Genomic DNA, 20,159 nt, shown 5'->3' on the forward strand with positions numbered 1-20,159 from the left:
TTCGGTGCCGATCGACCTCGGGCATCCGCCTTTTGAGCCTAGTTGCCCGAGATCGTCGACTAACCTGCGGCTCAGCGACGCCCGTCGGCCGGCGGTTCCGGCGACTGCGGCGGGGTCTGGTCACCCCACGGTTCGAAGCCCTCGGCAGCCCCGTGACGCGGCGGCTGTTCAGGCTGCTGCCACGTGCCCTGCTGCGGCTGCTCCCAGTTACCCGTCGGCTGTTGAGGGGGCTGAGGCGGCTGACCGAACCCGGACTGCGGCTGGTCGAACCCATTCGCCTCTTCGCGCGGCGGCCAACCCGGTGCCGACCACCCGGCAGGAGCGCCGTAGTCGGGACGCGAACCGTGCGTGGCGGGCCCAGTCGGACGTGGGAACGCCTGGGTGGGCGCGGACTGGTCGGGCGCGGCAGGCAGCGGGTAACCGCCGGGTGCGGGAGCCGGGTAACCGCCGTGACCGTTGGTTGCACCCGCAGGCGCGACCGACTTCGGCGCGGCAGGCGGCGGCCACGGCTCGCCACGTTCAGCGGCCAGTTCGCCCGGCGTTTTCACCGGCGGCTTATCCGACGGCAACCGGTCGCCAAACTCGTTGAACGCCGTGATGCGCGGACGCTTCTCGACCGAGGCGAGGATGGTTTCCAGGTCCTTGCGGTGCAGCGTTTCGCGCTCAAGCAGCGCGGTGGCGAGGACGTCGAGCACGTCGCGGTACTCGTTGAGGATTGACCACGCCTCGGTGTGCGCCGCCTCGATGAGGTTGCGAACTTCCTCGTCGATCTCGCGGGCGACCTCATGCGAGTAATCCGACTGCGCACCCATGCTGCGACCAAGGAACGGATCGCCGCCTTCTTGGCCGTAGCGGACAGCACCCAACCGCGCGCTCATGCCGTATTCGGTGACCATCGCGCGAGCGATCTTGGTCGCCTGGTCAATATCGGACGACGCGCCCGTTGTCGGCTCGTGGAACACCAGTTCCTCAGCCGCGCGACCACCCATCGCCATGACCAACCGCGCGATCATCTCGGCGCGGGTCATCAGGCCCTTGTCGTCTTCGGGCACCGTCATCGCGTGACCACCGGTGCGACCGCGCGCGAGGATGGTGACCTTGTAAACCGGCTCGATATCGGGCATCGCCCACGCGGCGAGCGTGTGGCCGCCCTCGTGGTAGGCCGTGATTTTCTTCTCGTGCTCGCTGATGATGCGGCTCTTGCGACGCGGACCACCGATGACGCGGTCGACCGACTCTTCAAGCGAGTCGCCGGTGATGACCGTGCCGTGCTCACGCGCGGTGAGCAGGGCGGCTTCGTTGATGACGTTGGCGAGGTCGGCGCCCGACATGCCAACCGTGCGCTTGGCCAACCCGTCGAGGTCGGCGTCCGGCGCGATGGGCTTGCCCTTCGAATGCACGCGCAGGATGGCACGGCGACCAGCGAGGTCGGGGTTGCCGACCGGAATCTGCCGGTCGAAACGGCCGGGACGCAGCAGTGCGGGGTCGAGGATGTCGGGGCGGTTGGTCGCGGCCATCAGAATGATGCCGTTGCGATCGCCGAAGCCGTCCATCTCGACAAGCAGCTGGTTGAGGGTCTGCTCGCGCTCGTCGTGACCGCCGCCGAGGCCGGCGCCACGCTGACGGCCGACCGCGTCGATCTCGTCGACGAAAATGATGCACGGGCTGTTCTGTTTGGCCTGCTCAAACAGGTCACGCACCCGCGAAGCACCAACACCGACGAACATTTCGACGAAGTCCGAACCCGAAATCGTGAAGAACGGAACGCCCGCCTCACCAGCAACAGCGCGCGCGAGCAGCGTCTTACCGGTGCCGGGAGGGCCGTAAAGCAGCACGCCCTTGGGAATCTTGGCGCCAAGCGCCTGGTAGCGCGCCGGATTCTGGAGGAAGTCCTTGATTTCGACGAGCTCTTCGATGGCTTCGTCGGCACCAGCCACATCGTTGAACGTGGTCTTAGGCATGTCCTTGGTAAGCATCTTTGCCTTGGACTTGCCGAAGCCCATCATTCCGCCGCGACCGCCGCCCTGCATGCGCGACATGACGAAAAGGAACAGGCCAACGAGCAGCACCATCGGCAAAACAAAGAGCAGCAGCTGCGAAAGCGCGCTCTCCTGTTTCACGACGGTGTTGTATTTGGCACCGGACTGCTGCACCGCGTTAAAGATCTGATCGGACGTGCCGCTCGGATACTTAGCGATGATCTTGTTCTTGCCGCCGGTGGCTTCGTTGCCATTGTTCAGTTCGATCCGGAGCTGCTGCTCCTTATCGTCGATCTGCACGTTGCTGACATTGGCTTTGTCACTGAGCTGGCTGAGCGCAACAGAAGTGTCGACGCTCTCCCAACCGCGTGTGTCATCGCCGATGTAGCTGAACAGCCAGATCGCGAGCAGGATGCTCGAGATGATCGCCAAGGTGCGAAACACTGTCTTGCGGTTCATAGAGCGTCGGCCGGACGGCCCAGTCCTTTCCGGTAATTCTCCGGGGAGTGGCTAGCGAACGGATGCGGACATGCCACGTTACCGCGTACGGTCATATTCGAAACATCGCGCAGTTCGGCTGCTGGTGCAGTTGCACTGGTCAACGGCCGGGGCGAGGGAGAGGTTCCCGAATGTCTCGACCGCGTTGCTTTATGTGGCCCTAATCATGTCATGCCCGCCCTATCGTGGGGTGAGACACAACTACAGCGCAGGGGGTACCGACATCGTCGAGCTAAGAACACCCACAGCGATTCTGCGTCACGGCAAAGGGCGAGTCTCAGTGATTCGTCCAGGCTCCGACGGCGAGCGCGTCCTTGATGTGCCCGTGTCTGACCTGCTCAAGGTGCGACTAAACCGACGCGCCGACGACGCGGTAGTCATCGAGATCTATCTCCGTCACCCAACACCCGTGCTCACCGGCGTTCCCGCCGACCGCACGCCTCTTCCGGTGCTGTTGAACGAGAACGACGTGCCTGCCGCACTGGGCATTGTCGACCGGATCAACGACCAGATCCTGGCAACGCAGCGCATCGACGTCGCGTCGCCCGACCTCACTCCCCCGGCACCCGAAGAAGGAAAATCGGGCCCGACCAGGGGCGATGTGGAGCGTGCTGTCCGCAGGATGGCGCCGCGCAAGGAAGCGCGGTCGGCGGTCAACGCGCTGAACCGGTTCGTCACGCCGAATGAGTACGTGCTGGAAACGGCCATCGCGACGGCATTGCCGCCCGCTGGCGTCGGCATGGGTCTGCTTGCCGCGACCACCGACCGGCTGCTTTTCATTTCCGTCGGCACCGGCGAGCGGTACGCGCACGAGCTGCCTGTCGCGGCGATTCTTTCGGCACGCACGGTCGAAGGTCGCAGCGCGCCGGGCGAGGTCGATACGCGCCACGGCGGATCGGGCATCGACGTCAATGACGGTGGACGCATTTTGCATTTCGCCGGACTTGATCGCGCCGACACCGAACGGGTCACCTGCGCGGTGAACTTCGCGGTGCGTCGCGAAGCCAACGACGGCGCGCCGGGCCCAGCCGACCCGGGCGTGTCGCAGCTGTACAGCGAGTGGGAACTACTCGTCGAACGCCATTCACTTGGCATGGTCGACGACGGGCAGTTCCAGCGCTACGGCCGAGGAATCCTGCGCAGCCTGTAGGCGCTAGTCCTCTTCGGGACTAGGCGGCCCGACGATCGGCTCTTCGGTCGTTGTGTCGACGGTGATTTCCTCGACCGTTTTGGGCGCCGACCCGACGAGCTCGATGCGCCGCCACGGGCTCGTCGGGCGCGTCCAGAGGCGAACCAATTCCAAGCGACGGTCAACGCCGCCGTTTTTCAGCTCGGCGAGGTCTTCTGTCGCCTGCCAGAAGGTCCAACCGGCCAGGTACGCGTCGCCGAACTGACGCCAGTTGCGGTAGCGGCGTTGGGCTTGCGGCAGCGCCCGCATGATGTAGGCCCATGCCATCTCGGCTTCGATGTAGCCGGCGGTGAAGGCCATGCGCGCGACCGCGACAACGCGGGCGATGTCCCATGCCTCGATGCCATGCGGCAGCGGGCGCGAAAGATGTTCAGTGAAGCCGATTTTCACGGCTTGGGCCCAGATGTCGTAGTCGCGAACCAGCGACTCCGGGTTGTCCATCCCCCTAAACGAGCCGACCTGACGCAAAAACGCGCGATGCCGGTCGGCACGTTCGCCGAAACGGTCGCGTTCGCTCGCGTTGACCGAGGCGTTCACCAGGGGGTTGATCAGCGCGTATAGCGGCGAATGCATGCCGTCGAGCAGCGCTTCCATCGTGGCGCGCGCCTCGTTCGCATCGGTGATTCCCCATGCGCCAGTGAGCGTGTCGATCGCCAATTCGCGGCGGTCACCGAGCGGGTGATCGCGCTCTGGCCCGAGCAAAAGTTCGTCGTGGAACGCGTCCCAGCGGGCGGAGTAGAACGCCCCGAGTGCGAGGCCGCGCAATTCATCGTCGCTCATTTCGGCGCCCGACCAGTGGTCTTCTTCGCGCTCATCCAGTTCCGGATACGGGAAAGTGGTCAGCGCTGGTATTCCCCGAGCAGGCATGCGGTCGAGTCTAATGTTTTCTAGGCCTGCCGTGATATGCCACACAGGTCTATTGTTCCCGTATGTGTAGAAATATCACCGTCTTGCGTGGTCTGGAGCCTGCCGCCACCGAGCAGGAGATCTACGCTGCCGCGCTGCAATATGTACGCAAAGTCGGCGGCATCTCCGGGCTGAGTTCAGTCACCAAGCCCGCTGTCGACAAGGCCGTCGCCGCGATCGCGGAGGCGACAACAACCCTGTTGGCCGAATTGCCCGATCGCCGGGTGCCCCCGCCAACCGAACCACCACTTCGCCGTATCGCTGCCAACGACGCGGGATAGGTGTTCTACTGCCGGTAGAACCTGTGTCAAAACAGTGGAGGCTCTACCGTGGCTGAACTCGATGTGCGAAATCCGGCAACCGGCGAAGTGGTCGGCCATGTGCCCGTCACCACCGCCGACGAGGTCGCGCGCGCTGTCGACCAACTGCGCGCGCACCAACCTGCTTGGGAAGCACTCGGGGCCGACGGCCGCAAAGAGTGGTTGCTGAAACTGCAAGATTGGCTCATCGACAACACCGAGGAACTCGCCGCGGTGTTGCAGTCGGAAACGGCAAAGCCGCGCGTCGACGCGCTCATCGATCCTGCCTTCGCCATCGACCTGCTCGGCTATTACGCGCGCCGGGCTGCCAAGTTCCTCACCGACGAACATCCGTCGCCGCACAGTCCGCTCGCTCGCGCGAAGAAGCTCACGGTCACTTACCGGCCGTATCCGGTGGTTGGTGTGATCACGCCGTGGAACTTCCCGCTCGCGATGCCAGCGATCGACATTTTTCCCGCGCTCGCCGCTGGCGCTGCCGTGATTCTGAAACCGTCTGAGGTCACGCCACTTTCGGCGGTCGAACTCGCGCGTGGCTGGGCCGAGATCGGCGCGCCGCCGGTATTCACCGTGGTCACCGGTGCTGGCGAAACCGGCGCGGCCGTTGTCGAGCATGCCGATTACGTGCAGTTCACCGGGTCAACGGGCACCGGTCGCAAGATCGGTACCATTTGCGCCGAGAAGCTCAAGCCCTACAGCTTGGAACTCGGTGGCAAGGACCCGGCGATCGTGCTCGCCGACGCCGACCTCGACCGCGCCGCGCACGGCATCGCCTACGGCGGCATGTTTAACGCTGGTCAGGTGTGCATCTCGGTTGAGCGCGTTTACGTCGAAGCGCCGGTTTACGACGAATTCGTCGAGAAGCTCACCGCGGCCGTCGCCGCGTTGCGTCAGGGTGCCGATGGGCGTGAGTCCAAAAACGACGTGGGCGCGCTCGCCAACGAAGCGCAGCTTCGCATCGTGGAACGCCACGTCGACGAGGCCGTCGCGGCAGGCGCGCGTGTCACGACCGGTGGTAAGCGCACTGGCGTCGGCACGTTTTTCGCGCCAACCGTGCTCGTCGACGTTGACCATTCGATGGCCTGCGTCGCCGAGGAAACGTTCGGGCCAACGCTGCCGGTGATGAAAGTGGCCGACGAGGCCGAAGCCATCGCGCTCGCTAACGACTCGCGCTACGGCCTTTCGGCGTCGGTGTGGACCGGCGACAAAGCACGCGGCGAACGTGTTGCGCGGCAACTCAACGCGGGCGCGGTCAACATCAACGATGTCTTCGCGAATCTGTTCAATTTCGCGATGCCGATGGGCGGTTGGGGCGAGTCGGGCGTTGGCGCCCGCTGGGGCGGGGCGGCGGGTGTCCGCAAATACTGTCGCGCCCAGGCGATCACCGCGCCCGCGCTGCCGACGATGGCCAAGGAACTGATCTGGTTCCCCTATGACATGAACAAGCTCGTGTTCGCGCTCGCTGCCATGCGAGCGGCTGGCGCGCGTGGTCGGAGGCGCTTTGACCTACCGCGCGTTTGGCGGTTGAAGGGCAACTAAAACCTTCCTGTGAGCAATCTCACAGCAGGTAGTGCGTGGCGGTGCGGGTTCGGCAATCTGCCGGTCACGGCCGCCTTTCGCATCGCGTCGGCGCAGGTCATCGACTGTGAAGTCGACCGCATTCGCGCTGGTCAATCGGTCCGCACGCGGGCCCCCACCGTCGGGCGCCTGATTGCGCGCAGCAAACGACCGGCCAATGTCGCGAGCGACCATGCCAGGCCATATGCTGTGCGAACCAACCTGATGTCCGTTTTGATCCACCTGCGCGAACTTCCCGGCCCTTTTTGGCTGGATTTTCTCGACCTATTCTGATAGCAAGGGGCTATGGACCCGCATTTGCGCGATCTGCGGTATTTCGTCGCCGTCGCTGAGGAACTGCACTTTACGAACGCCGCTCAGCGCTTGCACATCGCTCAGCCGACGTTGTCACGCCAAATCCGGCAGCTCGAACGCCAACTCGACGTGGTCCTGTTCGACCGCAACCAGCGCAGTGTCGCGCTCACCGTCGCAGGCAAGGAACTGCTCGACGGCGCTCGCAAGATCCTTGAGCTCTGGGAAGTCACCAACGTCTCGCTGCAAGAAGCGGGCGAGGTGCTGCGCGTCGGCATCCAGTCCGCGCTCGGTCGCGGCCTGATCAACGACCTGGAAAGCGCGTCGGGACACCGTCTCGCGCTGCATGCCGCGTCATGGAACGACCCGTCGAGCGGGCTTGCTGGCCGTCAGGCTGACATGTCGCTGGTCTGGCTGCCGCTGCCCGACTCCAACCGGTACCGCTGGCAGGTGCTGCGCACCGAGCCGCGCTGGGTGCTGCTGCCTGAGTCGCACCCGTTGGCGAGCCAGGATTCAATCGACTTCACCGACCTGCTCGACGAACCCTTCGTCGCGTTGCCGACCGAAGCTGGCGCGATTCGCGACTTCTGGCTCGGCAACGACGCGCGCGGTGGTCGTCCCGCCAAGATCGGCGCGGAAGCCGCGACCCCGGAAGACAAGCTCGAAGCCGTGAGCCTCGGCCTCGGCGTGTGCTTGCTCGCCGAAAACAACGTGCCGATGTACCGCTGGCCTGGCCTTACCGCGCGGCCCGTGACGGGGTTGAGCCCGTGCGAACTCGCTGTCGCGTGGCGTGCCGACGACACCCGGCCGACCATTCTCGAATTCGCCGCACGCGCTGTCGCTGGTGGTTTCGCCGATCCTGCCCCGGTCACCGTCGCACCGCTGGCGGTTTAATTCAGCAGTTCAAGTTGGGCGGCGAGGCCAAGTAGCGTGGCCTCGCTGCCCGGCTGACCGATCAGTTGCGCGGCGAGCGGCGTGTGCGCGTGTGGGTGCGTACCCATCGGCAGCGAAGCGGCGGGCCAGCCGACGAGATTCCACAGGCCCGTGAAGGGCGCGTAGCGCAGGCAACTCACCACATTCGCCGCCCATCCCCGGGTTGCCCATTGCCGGGCGCGCGGTGGTGACGCCGCGAGCGTCGGGGTGATGACCACGTCGAAGTTCTCGAAGAAGTCGAGCAGTCGCGATTCGATGCGGTCGAGCTGTTTTGGGCGCACGAGGTGTAGTGCGCGAATTACGCGACCGATCGTGAGATGTTTACGTGTGCGCTCGGGGAGTCGATCCGGTTCGGTGAGCGCGTCGGCGTCGTCGAGGGTCGCTGTTGTCCAGCGCAACAGCATCGCCGCCATCGTGCCCTCATAGGACAGTTCGATCGGCTCAACGTGATGACCGAGCGCCGCCGCGTGCGCGCCCGCGATGCGCGCGGCGGCCGTCCAGTGCCGGTCGACGTGAATCCACCGCGACGGGGAAGCCACCGCGACGCCGATCCGCAGCGTTCGCGGTTGATGCAATTCGGCGAGGTCAGGGCGACCGGCGAGCACCGAAAGACCAAGGGCCGCATCCGAAACCGTCGACGCGAAGATCCCGTTCTCGGCCAGCCCATCCCAGGAACTTGTGCCAATTTCGGCTGGCACAACCGACCGCCCCGGCTTGATCCCGAAAACCCCGCACGCGGCGGCGGGCACCCGAATCGAACCGAGCCCGTCGGTGCCGTGCGCGATGGGAACCAACCCGGCGGCAACGGCGGCGGCCGACCCACCCGACGACCCGCCCGCACTTCGCCCGACATCATGCGGGTTGCGAGTGATGACCCCGTTGCTGTCGGTTGTCCCCCAGAGCCCAAGCTCCGGCATGGCCGTCGTCCCGACCACGATCGCGCCAGCCGCCCGCAGTCGCGTGACGACAGGATGGTCGACCGCCACATTCTGCTTAACCGCAACCGGCACCCCCGCCAACGGCAACACATCAAGATCAACACGCTGCCCGAGCGCGGCAGCTTCAGCCCGCGCATGCTCAGCCCGTACGCAGGCAAACGCATTGATCTTCCGATTCTCAGTTCCGATCCGCGTGAGCGCGTCAACGGCAACGTCAACGGGCGAAATCACCCCCGCCCGCACCCGCGCGGCAGTAGTACAAGCGGGCCCAACCAGCGGAAACGCAGGCTTCACCCTCGGGCGTTCAAAACACAGCTCATCGGCGTCCCAGGGCAGGGTCACCTCGTCATAGAGGTCATCGTGCACCGCGGATGCTCCCCCTCTGCCTAGACTTTCGCATTGCTTTGGGTCATCGGAATACGGGCGCTCAGCTAGCAACGCGAAAGCTATCATTTCGGCTGCCGCGGGAGGCTTGATGAGGAGTGGCGTGGCGGAATCTATTTCGCCCTGCGAAGGGTTGAAGACGGCCGTCGCGAAGGGTTTAGGAACGAGCGCCCAGCATTCGACCGCGCATGCGGAGAGCGTCGAATTTGGGATTATGCGCAGCTCGCGACGCGGAGCGAGCGGGCTAGCCCTAGTGGTCGAGTATCCGCGCAAAATGGACGCTCCGCAGCAGGCGAGCGCCGAACTTCGCAAGTAGCGCGCGGCTCGTGACGCGAAGCGAGCGGGCGAGCTGTCCATGCGGAGGACTCGCGCATTGCACATTGTGCGCAGCTCGCGACGCGAAGCGAGCGGGCTAGCCCTGGACGCGGGTATTCGCGCAAATGGACGCCCGTAGCAGGCGAGCGTCGACTCTCGCAGGTAGCGCGATGCTCGCGACGCGAAGCGAGCGGGCAAGCCCTGCGAGCGGTGGACGCGCACAAAACGGACGCCCCGCGGCGGCCGAGCGTCGAACTTGCACATTGTGCGCAGCTCGCGACGCGAAGCGAGGGGGCTAGCCCTGCGAGCAGAAGATTCGCTCGAACGGAGGCTTCGCGGCGGCGAGCGTCGAATCTCGCAGGTAGCGCGATGCTCGCGACGCGAAGCGAGCGGGCGAGCCCTGCAATCGACACGTTCGCGAGAACGTGCCCGGGCAACGGCCAGCAACATTCGAACGTGCACGGATCGAGCACCCGAATCTCGACCGTTGCGCGCAGCCCGCGATGCGAAGCGAGCGGTCGCGCCCCTGCAATCGACACGTTCGCAGAAACTCAGCCAACCACCCGCGACCTCGAGGAGCGGCGGCCCCGCAGGGGCCGGTCGCGGCCGTCCGTCCGTTCAGGTGCCGTTGCGTAGGCGACGAAGGAGCAAGCAACGGTGCCTGAACGGACGGACCTCAGGGCCGCGACACGCGCGCGCCAGCGCGCCAAAAACACAGTTATGTACCGAATCCCTCCACCGAATACCCGTGGCAACGGCGGGCGGTCTACAACCCGCCATGTAAAGAACCCCCGACAGAAGCGGGCGGGCTTTTTCTTTAGAACCCGACCACCCACGGGCTACGTTCAATCCCACGTCCCCATGCCCGCGCGCACCACACCCTCAGCGCATGAGCGCAAAGACCCAGGCTGGCCACCTTCACAGGAACGTCACCACTCCGGCCACTGGCCGCGCTTAAACCACGTCCCGCGCGCGTCCACAACCCTTAGTGCGGTCCGCCAGACATGGCTGGCCACTGCCACGAGAACGTCACCACTCCACCCACAGGCCGCGCTCAAACCCACGTCCCCACGCCCTGCGCGCGCACAACCCTCAGCGCGATCCGCCAAGACCTGGACTGGCCACCTCCACGAGAACGTCACCACTCCCCGGATGGGGTGGCGAGCCAACGACGCAGGCAGCAACCAGCCACGTCGCCACCCGCTCAAACCGCCGCAACCACGCCCTCGCGCGCCCACCCCCTGAGCGCACGATCCGCAAAAACCCGGGCGATCACCTTCGCAAGCACGTCACCACGGCCCATAAACACCCACCCGAGCGACACAAAAGTGCGGGCGGGCAACCTCACCCCACCCGCATCCAACCTACGAATAAACAGCCGGGTCCAACGTCCCGATGTACGGCAAATCCCGGTACCGCTCCGCATAGTCCAGCCCGTACCCCACAACAAACTCGTTCGGGATGTCGAACCCAACATTGGCCACATCAACCGGCGTCTTCAACGCATCCGGCTTGCGCAGCAACGTCACAACCTCAAGCGACGCCGGGTTGCGCGTCGACAGGTTTCGCATCAACCACGACAGCGTGAGTCCCGAGTCGATGATGTCTTCGACGATCAGCACATTTCGCCCAGCGATGTCTTTGTCGAGGTCCTTCATAATTCGCACAACGCCGGAGGACGACGTCGACGAGCCGTACGACGAAACGGCCATGAATTCCAGCTGCACCGGGATCGGGAGCGCGCGGGCGAGGTCGGTGATGAAGAAGACCGCGCCTTTGAGGACGCCGATCAGCAGCAGGTCACCTTCGGGTGAGTCGGGCGGGTATCGCTTGGCGATGATCTCAGCGAGTTCCTGGGTTTTGGCCTTGATCTCGTCTTCGGTGATCAGCACCGACGCGATGTCGTCTCCGTACACGGGAAGTGTCCCTTCTGTTCCTGATCACTGCTCGGTTCGCGGCTGCGTGCGCACTGTCAGCGTGCCATGTTCGCGGGCGACGACCAACCTGCGGGCCGGGTCGCCGCCGCCAACAGCGACCGCACCTTGCCCGCGCCATTCGCTCACGAGCGCGTCGATTGCTTGTAATTGCGCGTTCAGCGTGCGGTTGACCCCGTGTTGGGCGAGCCAGTCGCGGATCGCGCGGCGACGCACCGCGACGGGTGCAGTGGCAAGGATCTCGCAGGACAACCCGGCTGGATCACTGTGCGCTACCGAACTCAGTTCGGCGGCGAGCCCGTCGATGACTTGGCCGTCGGCGCGGAGATGGTCGGCGGTTCGCGCGAGCGCTTGGGCGACGCCCCCGCCGAGCACGTCCTCAAGCAGCGGGAGCACTTCGGTGCGCAACCGGACTCGGGTGTACCTCGGGTCGACGTTGTGCGGGTCGTCCCACGGCGTAATCCCCAGGTCCGCGCACAGCCCGACGGTGTCGGCCCGCCGCACCTCAAGCAGCGGCCGCCCCCATGGCGCATTCCACGCGGCCATGCCCTGCAACGAGCGCCCACCCGCTCCGCGCGCGAGCCCAAGGAGGACGGTCTCGGCTTGGTCGTCAAGGGTGTGGCCGAGGAGCACGGGCCGCCCGTCGCGAACCTGTTCTAGCGCGGCGTAGCGGGCCTGCCGCGCGGCGGCTTCGACTCCCCCGACGCGCCCGACGTCAACGGGCACGACTCGCGCAGCGACGCACCCCAGTTCTAAGGCTTGGTCGACGGCCCGCGCGGCAACTTCCCCGGACCCACTTTGCAGCTGATGGTCGACAACAACCGCTTCGACTTCGCCAATCTCAGCAACAGCGGCAGCGGTCAACGCGAGCGAGTCGGCTCCGCCCGACAGTGCGACAACAACACCACTGGGCCGAATAGGCAAGTCCCCCAACCACTTTCGCACACCACGCCGAACCGCAAGTGCGGCAGGAGTTTCCGGCAACGCCTTACGCGACACCAGCGCCACCGCGGTTTCGAACCAGAGTGGCATTTTCGTGCACGTCTGCGGACCTTAGACCGGAATCCGGGCAGTTCAGCGCGAATGTGCACGAAAATGCCATCCATTTGGCAACCACAAGGTTGCTATGCGCAGCCCGACTCCACCGCACTACCCCAACACCCGCGCGACCCACAGCCCCGGCTCATCAATCTCGGAAACCAGTGGCAACGTGTCCCCACTCGTCCAAATCGCGTTGAACTCGCTCATCCCAACGCGCGCAACCACCTCGTCAACAAACTTTTTCCCACGCACGTACTGCGCGACCTTCGCGTCAACCCCAAGTAGCGCGCGCATCAATCGCTGCACCGGGTTGCTCGGGCGCTTTCGCCGCTGGTCGAACGCGCCCCGGATCTTCTCGACGCTCGGCACAACGGCAGGCCCAACCGCGTCCATCACGTGGTCGGCGTGACCTTCGAGCAGTGTGCCAAGCATCAGTAGCCGGTCCAATGCCTCGCGCTGCGGCGGAGCCTGCATCGCGCGCAATAATCCAACGATCCCCTTTGAATTGGGGTCGTCTGAACCAGGATTCTTGCGACGCAATTCGAGTTCGCCGGTGAGGCGCGAAATCATTTTGCCGAGTGAATCGTCGCCGATCGCGCTGAGCTGGTCGACGTTGTCGCGCATGTAGTCGGCCAACCACGGCGCCGACGAAAACTGCACCCGATGCGTGACTTCATGCAGGCAAACCCACAGCCGGAAATCGGTCGGGTCGACACCAAGCGCCCGCTCGACGCTCAAAATGTTCGGCGCGACAAGCAGCAGGGTGCCGTCTTCGCCGGTGAACGGGTCGTACTGGCCGAGGATGGCCGTCGAAAGGAACGCCAGCATCGCGCCTGCCTGCACCCCGGCGGGTTTGCCCGCCAGCTTGCTGACCCCGTCGGGCGTGGAAGTGCCGGTGAGGGCGGCTATCGAGTCGGCGGCGGCGTTGATCCACCCAGCCCGGCTGACGATCCGCGCGGCGGGAACGGGTTCGTCGTCGAGCCGCAAACTGACCTCGCGCACCGGCCCTTCGGCCCGCACCGAAAGCTCGGCTAGCTCGGCGACGATCTGCTCACCGTCGCCCCGCGTGATGCGCGGCCCGGACGGGGCGAGCACGGCGCCGGTGCGCGCGGCGAGTCGCCAATCGACGATGCCGCTGAACGTCTTCTTATCGGCAAGCTCCGACATGTTCGCTACCCGCTCTCATGAGCACCCGCAGTTGCGCAGGGTGGCCGCCACCGCGTCGAGTGCGGGGCGACTCACTTCGGGCAACCGGTCGTTGGACATCAACGCGAAAGTGAGCACCCGACCGTCCCGGTCGAGCACATATCCGACCAACGCGCTGCCGACGCTCAGAGTTCCGGTCTTCGCACGCACCCACCCAGCACCAGCGCGGTTGGCGGTGACGAAACGCGCGGCCAGTGTGCCGGAACCGCCCGCGACGGGCAGGTCGTCAAGCAGGGGCGACAACGCCGCGGTGCGCGGGTCGACTTCAGCTTTGGCCTGGGTGCCCGGCAGCACGCCGGTCGGCTTGGCTGCGGTGGCGATGATGGAGTTGAGCAGTTGGGCGGGCACGCGGTCGTCGACGGACAGTCCGCTGTTGTCCTTCATCGTGAGCCCAGTGATGTCGAACCCGGCGGCGATGAGACCCGAGTTCACCGCGTCAACGGCACCGGCGAACGACGCTTCGTGCCCGGTCGCAACGGCCAATTCACGGCCAACCATTTCCGCGAGCACGTTGTCGGAGTGAACCATGAAGTCGTGCAAGCGAACTCGCAACGGCGCGGACTCCACCTTCGCGAGTTCCTTACCGGGCGTCGCGGCCTGACCAACCCGCGCCAACGCCGGGTCAACGCCAAGTGCGGCGGCGAGCGCGCGCCCGGCGTCGAGTGCGGGCGTCGCGGTGCGCGGGGAGTAGTCGGCGAGCGGGTCGATGCGGCCGCCGTCGATCATCACCGGTTCGATGGGTGCGATCGACCCGTCGGGAATGTCGACCGGATCCCAGCCCGGCGCCATCGTCGGACCTCGGTATGCCGAAACGTCGACGAGCACCGAGCGAACCTGATAACCCGACGCCTTGATCTGGGCGACGAGGTCAGCGAGTTTCGGCGCGTCGGTGTAGTAGCCGCCTTCGGCGCGCGCGGTGAGCGTCGGGTCGCCAGCGCCGACCAGCACAATCTCGCCCGGCCCACCGGCGACAACGCGCGTGGTGACGCGCTGCGAATCCGGCAGCGTGAGCAGGGCGGCGGCGACGAGCATCACCTTCGCCGTCGACGACGGAATCATCGGCTTGCCCTGGTCTTGACTCCACAACACCGTGCCGCTTGCCGCGTCGGTGATCTGTGCGGCGAAAGCGCCAAGGTCGGGACTGGTCACGACAGGGCCAAGCGCGGCGGCGATGCCAGCGGCCGACGGCATCGGCGCGGCACCCGAAGCGGGCAACAGCTGGTCAGCAGGTGTGGCGACGGTCGGCGGTGCGGAAATAGTGAGACCACCGTGCCGGAATTCTGGCGTCCACGGGCGCGCGACAACCGCGAAAACCGCACCGATAATCAGCAGCGCGACCAGCACCGCAGCAACCCAAATCCACCGTGATCGTCGGCTCAAAACCCTCATCCCTCCACCAACCCCGCGCCTGCCGCACCGGTGCTCAACGCCACCACACTATCCTCGTTGCGCAACGGTTCGGCAGAACCGCGTACGCAAGCCCGCGAATAAGAGGAGATGGCGTGGAGTTCGACGTCACCATCGAGATCCCCAAGGGTTCTCGCAACAAGTACGAGGTCGATCACGAGACCGGTCGCATCCGGCTCGACCGCTTTCTGTACACCTCAATGGCCTACCCCGCCGACTACGGCTACATCGACAACACCCTCGGCGAGGACGGCGACCCGCTCGACGCGCTTGTCCTGCTGACGGATTCGGTGTTCCCCGGTGTGATCGTTGAAGCGCGTCCGGTCGCGGTGTACCGCATGACCGACGAAGCTGGCGGCGACGACAAGATCTTGGCCGTCCCGGCTGGCGACCCGCGCTGGGACCACATCCAGGACCTTGGCGACGTTTCGGAGTTCCTGCTTGGCGAGATCAAGCACTTCTTCGAGCGCTACAAGGATCTTGAGCCGGGCAAGTTCGTCAAGGGTTCGGAGTGGCTGCCGCGCGCCGAGGCCGAGAAGATCATCGACGAGGCGTTCGCCCGTGAGAAGGAACAGGGCCACTAAGCCCCGAGTACGCGAAAAACGGGAAGTCCCTTTTGGGGGCTTCCCGTTTTTTCGTTGCTAGTACCAGATGTAAAGGTCCCAGCCGTCCCAGTTTTCGACGCATTCCCAGTAGTAGCCGCCGGTGTAGGACGACTCGCCGTCGGCGCGGCACGAGTACAGGCTCGGGTAGGTGGCGTAGTAGGTGCCGAGCGGGCCTGCCGACGCGGTGCCAGCGGCTACCGTCGACACCCCGGCGACGGTAGCGAAGGCGAGCGCGGCGATGGTTGACTTGATACGCATTGGTGACTCCTGTTGTGGCGGTTGCTTTCTCGTTAGCAATCACGTTATGAGTGATCAACCGCCTAAACAGCCACCCCTAGGTGGACGCGAGGCCCACCTAGGTCGCTTTCCTACTCACTCTTTGGTGCCCGCCTGAATTCCGCCCATCTGACGTAGCGGAACTTCCTTCCAGAACAGCACGAGCAGCAGCGCGATCAGCGCGACGCCAGCCGCGACAAGGAACACCGTCGACATCGAATCGGCGAAGCCAACCTTGAACGGTTTAGCCAGCTCTGGGTTCAGTTGCTGGATCACCGAGCTGTCGGAAAGCACCGAGCTCGCCGCTGAAGTGTCGTGTGCGACAAGACCTTTCGACAACGTGACGTCGGCAGGGTTCGTGCTGTGCAACCCTTCGACAACAGCGTGCTGATATGCCGGGTCTTTCGCTGCCGCCTGCATCTCGTCGGTGATGTTGGGCGTGATCAGCGAGAACAGAATCGACAGGAACACCGCGGCGCCCAACGTGCCGCCGATCTGTCGGAAGAACGTGGCCGACGCCGTCGAGACGCCCATGTCGGCGGGCGGCAGCGCGTTTTGCAGTGCGAGGGTGAGCGGCTGCATCAGGTTGCCGAGCCCAAAACCGGTGCACGCCATGAAGATCATCGCAAGCCAGAGCGGACTGTCCGCGGTGAGGAAATGCAGCAGGAACAGCCCCGATGTGAGTGCGGTGCCGCCGATAATCGGGAAAACGCGGTAGTGGCCGGTGCGCGAAATCAGCCGACCCGACAGCAGCGAACCGAGCATGAGCCCGAGCACCATCGGCAGCAATTGCAGACCAGCTTCGGTCGGCCCCGCACCACGCACCACCTGCAAGTACTGCGGCAGCAACAACATTCCGCCGAACATCGCCATGCCAACGACGAACGAAATGGCAACGCCCAGTGCGAAAGTGGTGTTTTTGAAGACGCGAAGCGGGATCAGCGCGGCGTCGCCCATGTAGTTCTCGACCGCGACGAAACCGGCGAGGCCGAGCGCGCCAATCACGTAGCAGGTCAGCGAAGCGGCGCTTGTCCAACCCCACTGACGTCCTTGTTCGGCCACGATCAACAGCGGAACAAGCCCGATCGAAAGCACAACGGCGCCAAGGTAATCGATGCGGTAGGTCGCCTTCGGCTTGCGCGGCAGGTGCAACACCTTGGTGACAACAACGAGCGCGAGCAGCCCGAACGGCACGTTAACCAGGAACACCCAACGCCAGCCGGTGATGCCCAAAATGGAATCCTGCCCGGCGAGCAGACCGCCAAGCACCGGGCCAGCAACACTCGAAATACCAAACACCGCAAGGAAATAACCCTGGTATCGCGCGCGCTCACGCGGCGGGATGATGTCGCCCATGATCGCAAGCGCAAGCGACATCAAACCGCCAGCGCCGAGCCCTTGGAAGGCGCGGAACGCGGCGAGTTCGTACATCGATTGCGCCACGGTACACAACAGCGAACCCACGATGAACAGGCCAATCGCGGTGAGGAAGAACGGCTTTCGGCCGAACATATCCGATAGCTTGCCGTAGAGCGGGGTGCTGATCGTCGCGGTGATGAGGTAGGCCGTCGTCGCCCATGCTTGGAGGGAATAGCCCTGGAGGTCGTCGGCGATGGTGCGAATCGACGTCGAGACGATGGTCTGATCGAGTGACGAAAGCAGCATGCCGAGCATGAGCCCCGACAGGATCGTCAAGATTTGGCGATGGGAAAAGCCGGTGTCGGATTGCTCCGACGGCTTCGTGGTCGTGCTTGTCACTTGTTCTCCGTCGATTTCAAGATGGGATTGCGCGCGGCGAGGGTGGGCCGGGCGTTGTCGTAGTCGGTCACGTACCGCGTGAGCAGACGCGCGAAGGTCGCGAGGTCGTCGGGCGACCATCCCTCGGTGACGAGCGCGACGCCTTCGTGGCGTCGCTCGCGAATGCGTTCGGCGACCTCATGACCCTTTTCGGTCACTTCGAGCAGCGTCGCGCGACCGTCGTCGGGGTCGGCGGTGCGTCGCACCAGGCCATTGTCGACGAGTTGCGCCACCTGGCGGCTCACCGTTGACGCGTCGGAATACACCGCTTCGGCCAGCGCGCCCGAGCGCATCGGCCCGTCGCAGAGCAGCCGAAATAGCACGACGAAGCCGGCAGGATCGATGCCGAATCGCTCTTTGGCCTGGGCGAGCATGCGGTCGCGTAGCCGATGCAACCGGACGAGTTGGGTCGCGATCGCATCGATCGACGGGTCAGTCATCTGCCACCTTTGCTTGCAGCATGCAATTAGTTGTATGGCGCAAGCATATGGGCGGAACGGTTGCCGTGGCAACCGTTTAACTAGGTTTTACTCGCCCTTGAAGTCGGGCTCGCGCTTCTGGAAGATCGCAGTGATGGCCTCGGTGAGGTCGTTCGACGGCAGGAACGCGGCGTTCCACGTCGACACGTACCGCAACCCGTCGGTGACGGCTGGCCGCGTGCGGTGCTCAAGCACGTCCTTGATGCCCTGGACGACGAGCGGCGGGTTGGCGGCGATCTCGGCGGCCATCGCGTCGGCGGCGGCGAGCACTGCTTCCTGGTCGGGGTAGACGTCGTTGACGAGACCAATGCGCTCGGCACGCTCGGCGTCGATATCCTTTGCGGTGTAAGCCAATTCGCGCAGATGACCTTCGCCGATGATGCCGGGAAGACGTTGCAGCGAACCGATATCGGCGACGATCGCGACCTTCGCTTCACGCAGCGAGAACTTCGCGTCGGCGCTTGCCAGGCGGATATCGGCGGCGGCGATGAGGTCGAGCGCGCCACCGATGCACCAGCCGGAGATGGCCGCGATCACCGGTTTGGTGCAGTCAGCGACGGCCGTCACCGATGCCTGCATGCGCCGAATCTCATGCAGGAAATCGGTGCGCGGGGCGGCCTTGGCGTCGGGCGCGAGGACCGGGGCGAGGGTGGCCGCGATGGCGGGCAGGTCGAGGCCGAACGAGAAATGCTTGCCCGAGCCCGTGAGGACAACCGCGCGCACGTCGGGGTTCGCGCTGAGTTCGGCGAAAATCAGCGGCAGTTCGCGCCAGAAATCCGGGCCCTGCGCGTTGCCCTTGCCGGGGCCGGTGAGCGTGACCCGAGCTACGTGGTTCGCGATGTCGACGGTGAACGCCTGCCAATCAGTCATGTATCGAATTATGTCGTTACCGGCGGGTACCGACGATGGCGCGTCGGCGACTTTTGATCATGTGCGCCAAATATGAACTCTCACCGCATATTTACCGACCGCGACCTACTCTGGATCTCATGCGCAGGTCGTCTCTTCCGCCAGTCGCATGTCGAGTCGCGGACACGCTCATCGCCCGAGGTCATCACGGCGTCATCGTCTCCCCCGATACGCCAGCACCCACCGCTGTCGACGCCGCGCGCGCGTTCGGCGCGGGACCAACCGAGATCACCCGGTCGCAGGTCTTCCTGCTCGACGACGACCCGGTTTTGTTGCTCGTCGCCGATCATCACCAGATCGATTTGGTGCGCATTGGTGAGCGGTTGGCTGGCAAGTTGACGCAGGCACCTACCGCGTTGGTTGAGCGGGTAACCGGCCAGCCGATCGACGGCACCGCGCCGGTTGGTCACCCGACCAACCTGCCGACGTGGGTCGACACCGCGCTCGCCGAGCACCCCGAAGTGTGGGCAGCGGGCGGTCATCCGAACACGGTGTTCCGCACCAACTTCCGCGAATTAGTGCGCATTACGGCGGGTTTGCCGCTTGAGGTGGACTGAGCTGGCCGGGCTGTCGGGCGTAAATTGGGCCGGGTGGGCGATGTTGTACGACCTTCACCGGGCGAACTGGTGGTTCCTGACGACCTGAGCGGAATCACCGCCGAGCAGTACCGCGCGTCGATGCGCCACTACCCGGCGGGGGTAACGGTGGTCACCCTGGGTGGCGCTGACGGCCCGGTCGGCTTCACCGCGACATCGTTCGCGTCGCTGTCGCTTGAGCCGCCGCTGGTGTCGTTCAATATCGCGCATACGTCGTCGAGCATCGACGCCCTGCGCAAAGCAGACAGCGTAGTAATCCACTTTTTAGGCGAACACCAACAGCACTTGGCGCACCGCTTCTCCCGAACCGCCGCCGACCGCTTCACCGACCACAGCCTGTGGACCCCGTTGGACACGGGCGAGCCCGTCCTCCACGGCACCCCGATCTGGTTGCGCGCGACAATGCACAGCTTGATCGACCTTGGCGACCACACATTGGCCGTTGGCCTGGTCACGCGGGTGCACGACGAAACCAACGAGTCGCCGTCGGCGGCCCCGCTGCTGTATTACAACGGCGAATACCACCGCCCGACGAAATTGGATGGGTGAGCGGGCTTACCTCGCACTGACCGCAACCACCC

At 65.0% G+C, this 20,159-nt stretch carries 18 protein-coding genes; 7 read left to right on the top strand and 11 right to left on the bottom strand.

Annotation, left to right across the window (positions count from 1 at the left end):
* Positions 1-71 precede the first annotated feature (71 nt).
* A complete protein-coding gene (gene ftsH / locus IEX78_RS17945; RefSeq protein ID WP_188830118.1) occupies positions 72-2,438 on the bottom strand; it encodes an ATP-dependent zinc metalloprotease FtsH in 2,367 nt (788 codons plus the stop codon).
* Between the two features lie 319 nt (positions 2,439-2,757).
* Here ftsH and IEX78_RS17950 point away from each other — a divergent pair, with 319 nt between their 5' ends.
* The gene (locus tag IEX78_RS17950; protein WP_229684071.1) at positions 2,758-3,627 is read left to right on the top strand and encodes a hypothetical protein; all 870 of its coding nucleotides are present in this window, start codon (positions 2,758-2,760) and stop codon (positions 3,625-3,627) included.
* A 3-nt stretch (positions 3,628-3,630) separates the two neighbouring features.
* Here IEX78_RS17950 and IEX78_RS17955 read toward each other — a convergent pair whose 3' ends face one another.
* Complete coding sequence (locus IEX78_RS17955) at positions 3,631-4,533, bottom strand: DUF1266 domain-containing protein (protein WP_188830119.1); 903 nt, start codon at positions 4,531-4,533, stop codon at positions 3,631-3,633.
* Positions 4,534-4,595: 62 nt separating this feature from the next.
* Here IEX78_RS17955 and IEX78_RS17960 point away from each other — a divergent pair, with 62 nt between their 5' ends.
* The 3 genes from IEX78_RS17960 (at position 4,596) to IEX78_RS17970 (ending at position 7,652) form a co-directional block, all read left to right on the top strand.
* Positions 4,596-4,853, top strand: a complete 258-nt coding sequence (locus tag IEX78_RS17960) for a DUF2277 domain-containing protein (protein WP_188830120.1) — start codon at positions 4,596-4,598, stop codon at positions 4,851-4,853.
* Positions 4,854-4,901: 48 nt separating this feature from the next.
* Positions 4,902-6,428, top strand: coding sequence for an aldehyde dehydrogenase family protein (locus IEX78_RS17965; RefSeq protein WP_229684072.1), 1,527 nt, complete (start codon positions 4,902-4,904; stop codon positions 6,426-6,428).
* A gap of 324 nt (positions 6,429-6,752) precedes the next feature.
* Entirely contained in the window at positions 6,753-7,652 is a 900-nt protein-coding gene (locus IEX78_RS17970; protein ID WP_188830121.1) for a LysR family transcriptional regulator, read from the top strand.
* On the opposite strand, the gene IEX78_RS17975 is transcribed toward IEX78_RS17970, so the two are convergent.
* The 5 genes from IEX78_RS17975 to dacB form a co-directional block, all read right to left on the bottom strand.
* Positions 7,649-8,905 carry an amidase gene (locus IEX78_RS17975; RefSeq protein ID WP_229684093.1) on the bottom strand — a complete coding sequence of 419 codons (1,257 nt, stop codon included), beginning with the start codon at positions 8,903-8,905 and terminating at the stop codon, positions 7,649-7,651. The two genes, IEX78_RS17970 and IEX78_RS17975, sit on opposite strands and share 4 nt — an antisense overlap.
* 1,787 nt (positions 8,906-10,692) lie before the next feature.
* Positions 10,693-11,244 carry a hypoxanthine phosphoribosyltransferase gene (hpt, locus tag IEX78_RS17980; RefSeq protein ID WP_188830123.1) on the bottom strand — a complete coding sequence of 184 codons (552 nt, stop codon included), beginning with the start codon at positions 11,242-11,244 and terminating at the stop codon, positions 10,693-10,695.
* Positions 11,245-11,268: 24 nt separating this feature from the next.
* Positions 11,269-12,294, bottom strand: coding sequence for a tRNA lysidine(34) synthetase TilS (tilS, locus tag IEX78_RS17985; protein ID WP_188830124.1), 1,026 nt, complete (start codon positions 12,292-12,294; stop codon positions 11,269-11,271).
* Positions 12,295-12,411: 117 nt separating this feature from the next.
* Complete coding sequence (locus IEX78_RS17990; RefSeq protein ID WP_188830125.1) at positions 12,412-13,470, bottom strand: Rv3626c family coenzyme F420 biosynthesis-associated protein; 1,059 nt, start codon at positions 13,468-13,470, stop codon at positions 12,412-12,414.
* Between the two features lie 15 nt (positions 13,471-13,485).
* Positions 13,486-14,898, bottom strand: coding sequence for a D-alanyl-D-alanine carboxypeptidase/D-alanyl-D-alanine endopeptidase (gene dacB, locus IEX78_RS17995; protein WP_188830126.1), 1,413 nt, complete (start codon positions 14,896-14,898; stop codon positions 13,486-13,488).
* Positions 14,899-15,011: 113 nt separating this feature from the next.
* Here dacB and IEX78_RS18000 point away from each other — a divergent pair, with 113 nt between their 5' ends.
* A complete protein-coding gene (locus IEX78_RS18000; protein WP_188830127.1) occupies positions 15,012-15,500 on the top strand; it encodes an inorganic diphosphatase in 489 nt (162 codons plus the stop codon).
* Positions 15,501-15,557: 57 nt separating this feature from the next.
* Here IEX78_RS18000 and IEX78_RS18005 read toward each other — a convergent pair whose 3' ends face one another.
* From IEX78_RS18005 to IEX78_RS18020, 4 genes are all read right to left on the bottom strand, one after another.
* Positions 15,558-15,779, bottom strand: a complete 222-nt coding sequence (locus IEX78_RS18005) for a hypothetical protein (protein ID WP_188830128.1) — start codon at positions 15,777-15,779, stop codon at positions 15,558-15,560.
* 114 nt (positions 15,780-15,893) lie between these two features.
* Entirely contained in the window at positions 15,894-17,555 is a 1,662-nt protein-coding gene (locus tag IEX78_RS18010) for an MDR family MFS transporter (RefSeq protein WP_188830298.1), read from the bottom strand.
* Positions 17,552-18,034, bottom strand: a complete 483-nt coding sequence (locus tag IEX78_RS18015; RefSeq protein WP_188830129.1) for a MarR family winged helix-turn-helix transcriptional regulator — start codon at positions 18,032-18,034, stop codon at positions 17,552-17,554. Before IEX78_RS18015 ends, IEX78_RS18010 begins: the two co-directional genes overlap by 4 nt.
* Before the next feature lie 87 nt (positions 18,035-18,121).
* On the bottom strand, positions 18,122-18,943 hold the full coding sequence (locus IEX78_RS18020; protein WP_188830130.1) for a crotonase/enoyl-CoA hydratase family protein: 822 nt from the start codon (positions 18,941-18,943) through the stop codon (positions 18,122-18,124).
* Positions 18,944-19,062: 119 nt separating this feature from the next.
* Here IEX78_RS18020 and IEX78_RS18025 point away from each other — a divergent pair, with 119 nt between their 5' ends.
* The gene (locus tag IEX78_RS18025) at positions 19,063-19,539 is read left to right on the top strand and encodes a YbaK/EbsC family protein (RefSeq protein ID WP_188830131.1); all 477 of its coding nucleotides are present in this window, start codon (positions 19,063-19,065) and stop codon (positions 19,537-19,539) included.
* Between the two features lie 120 nt (positions 19,540-19,659).
* Positions 19,660-20,127 (top strand): flavin reductase family protein, encoded by a 468-nt coding sequence (locus IEX78_RS18030; protein ID WP_229684094.1) that lies wholly within the window; start codon positions 19,660-19,662, stop codon positions 20,125-20,127.
* Positions 20,128-20,159 lie beyond the last annotated feature (32 nt).

Origin of the sequence: Nocardia camponoti (genome assembly GCF_014646135.1) — a bacterium.
In the GTDB taxonomy this organism is placed as follows: domain Bacteria; phylum Actinomycetota; class Actinomycetes; order Mycobacteriales; family Mycobacteriaceae; genus Nocardia; species Nocardia camponoti.

Coding starts and splice junctions, on each gene's coding strand:
- ftsH (WP_188830118.1), bottom strand. CDS start 2,438: ATGAACCGCAAGACAGTGTTTCGCACCTTGGCGATCATCTCGAGCATC.
- IEX78_RS17955 (WP_188830119.1), bottom strand. CDS start 4,533: ATGCCTGCTCGGGGAATACCAGCGCTGACCACTTTCCCGTATCCGGAA.
- IEX78_RS17960 (WP_188830120.1), top strand. CDS start 4,596: ATGTGTAGAAATATCACCGTCTTGCGTGGTCTGGAGCCTGCCGCCACC.
- IEX78_RS17970 (WP_188830121.1), top strand. CDS start 6,753: ATGGACCCGCATTTGCGCGATCTGCGGTATTTCGTCGCCGTCGCTGAG.
- tilS (WP_188830124.1), bottom strand. CDS start 12,294: ATGCCACTCTGGTTCGAAACCGCGGTGGCGCTGGTGTCGCGTAAGGCG.
- IEX78_RS17990 (WP_188830125.1), bottom strand. CDS start 13,470: ATGTCGGAGCTTGCCGATAAGAAGACGTTCAGCGGCATCGTCGATTGG.
- dacB (WP_188830126.1), bottom strand. CDS start 14,898: ATGAGGGTTTTGAGCCGACGATCACGGTGGATTTGGGTTGCTGCGGTG.
- IEX78_RS18005 (WP_188830128.1), bottom strand. CDS start 15,779: ATGCGTATCAAGTCAACCATCGCCGCGCTCGCCTTCGCTACCGTCGCC.
- IEX78_RS18015 (WP_188830129.1), bottom strand. CDS start 18,034: ATGACTGACCCGTCGATCGATGCGATCGCGACCCAACTCGTCCGGTTG.
- IEX78_RS18020 (WP_188830130.1), bottom strand. CDS start 18,943: ATGACTGATTGGCAGGCGTTCACCGTCGACATCGCGAACCACGTAGCT.
- IEX78_RS18025 (WP_188830131.1), top strand. CDS start 19,063: ATGCGCAGGTCGTCTCTTCCGCCAGTCGCATGTCGAGTCGCGGACACG.
- IEX78_RS18030 (WP_229684094.1), top strand. CDS start 19,660: ATGCGCCACTACCCGGCGGGGGTAACGGTGGTCACCCTGGGTGGCGCT.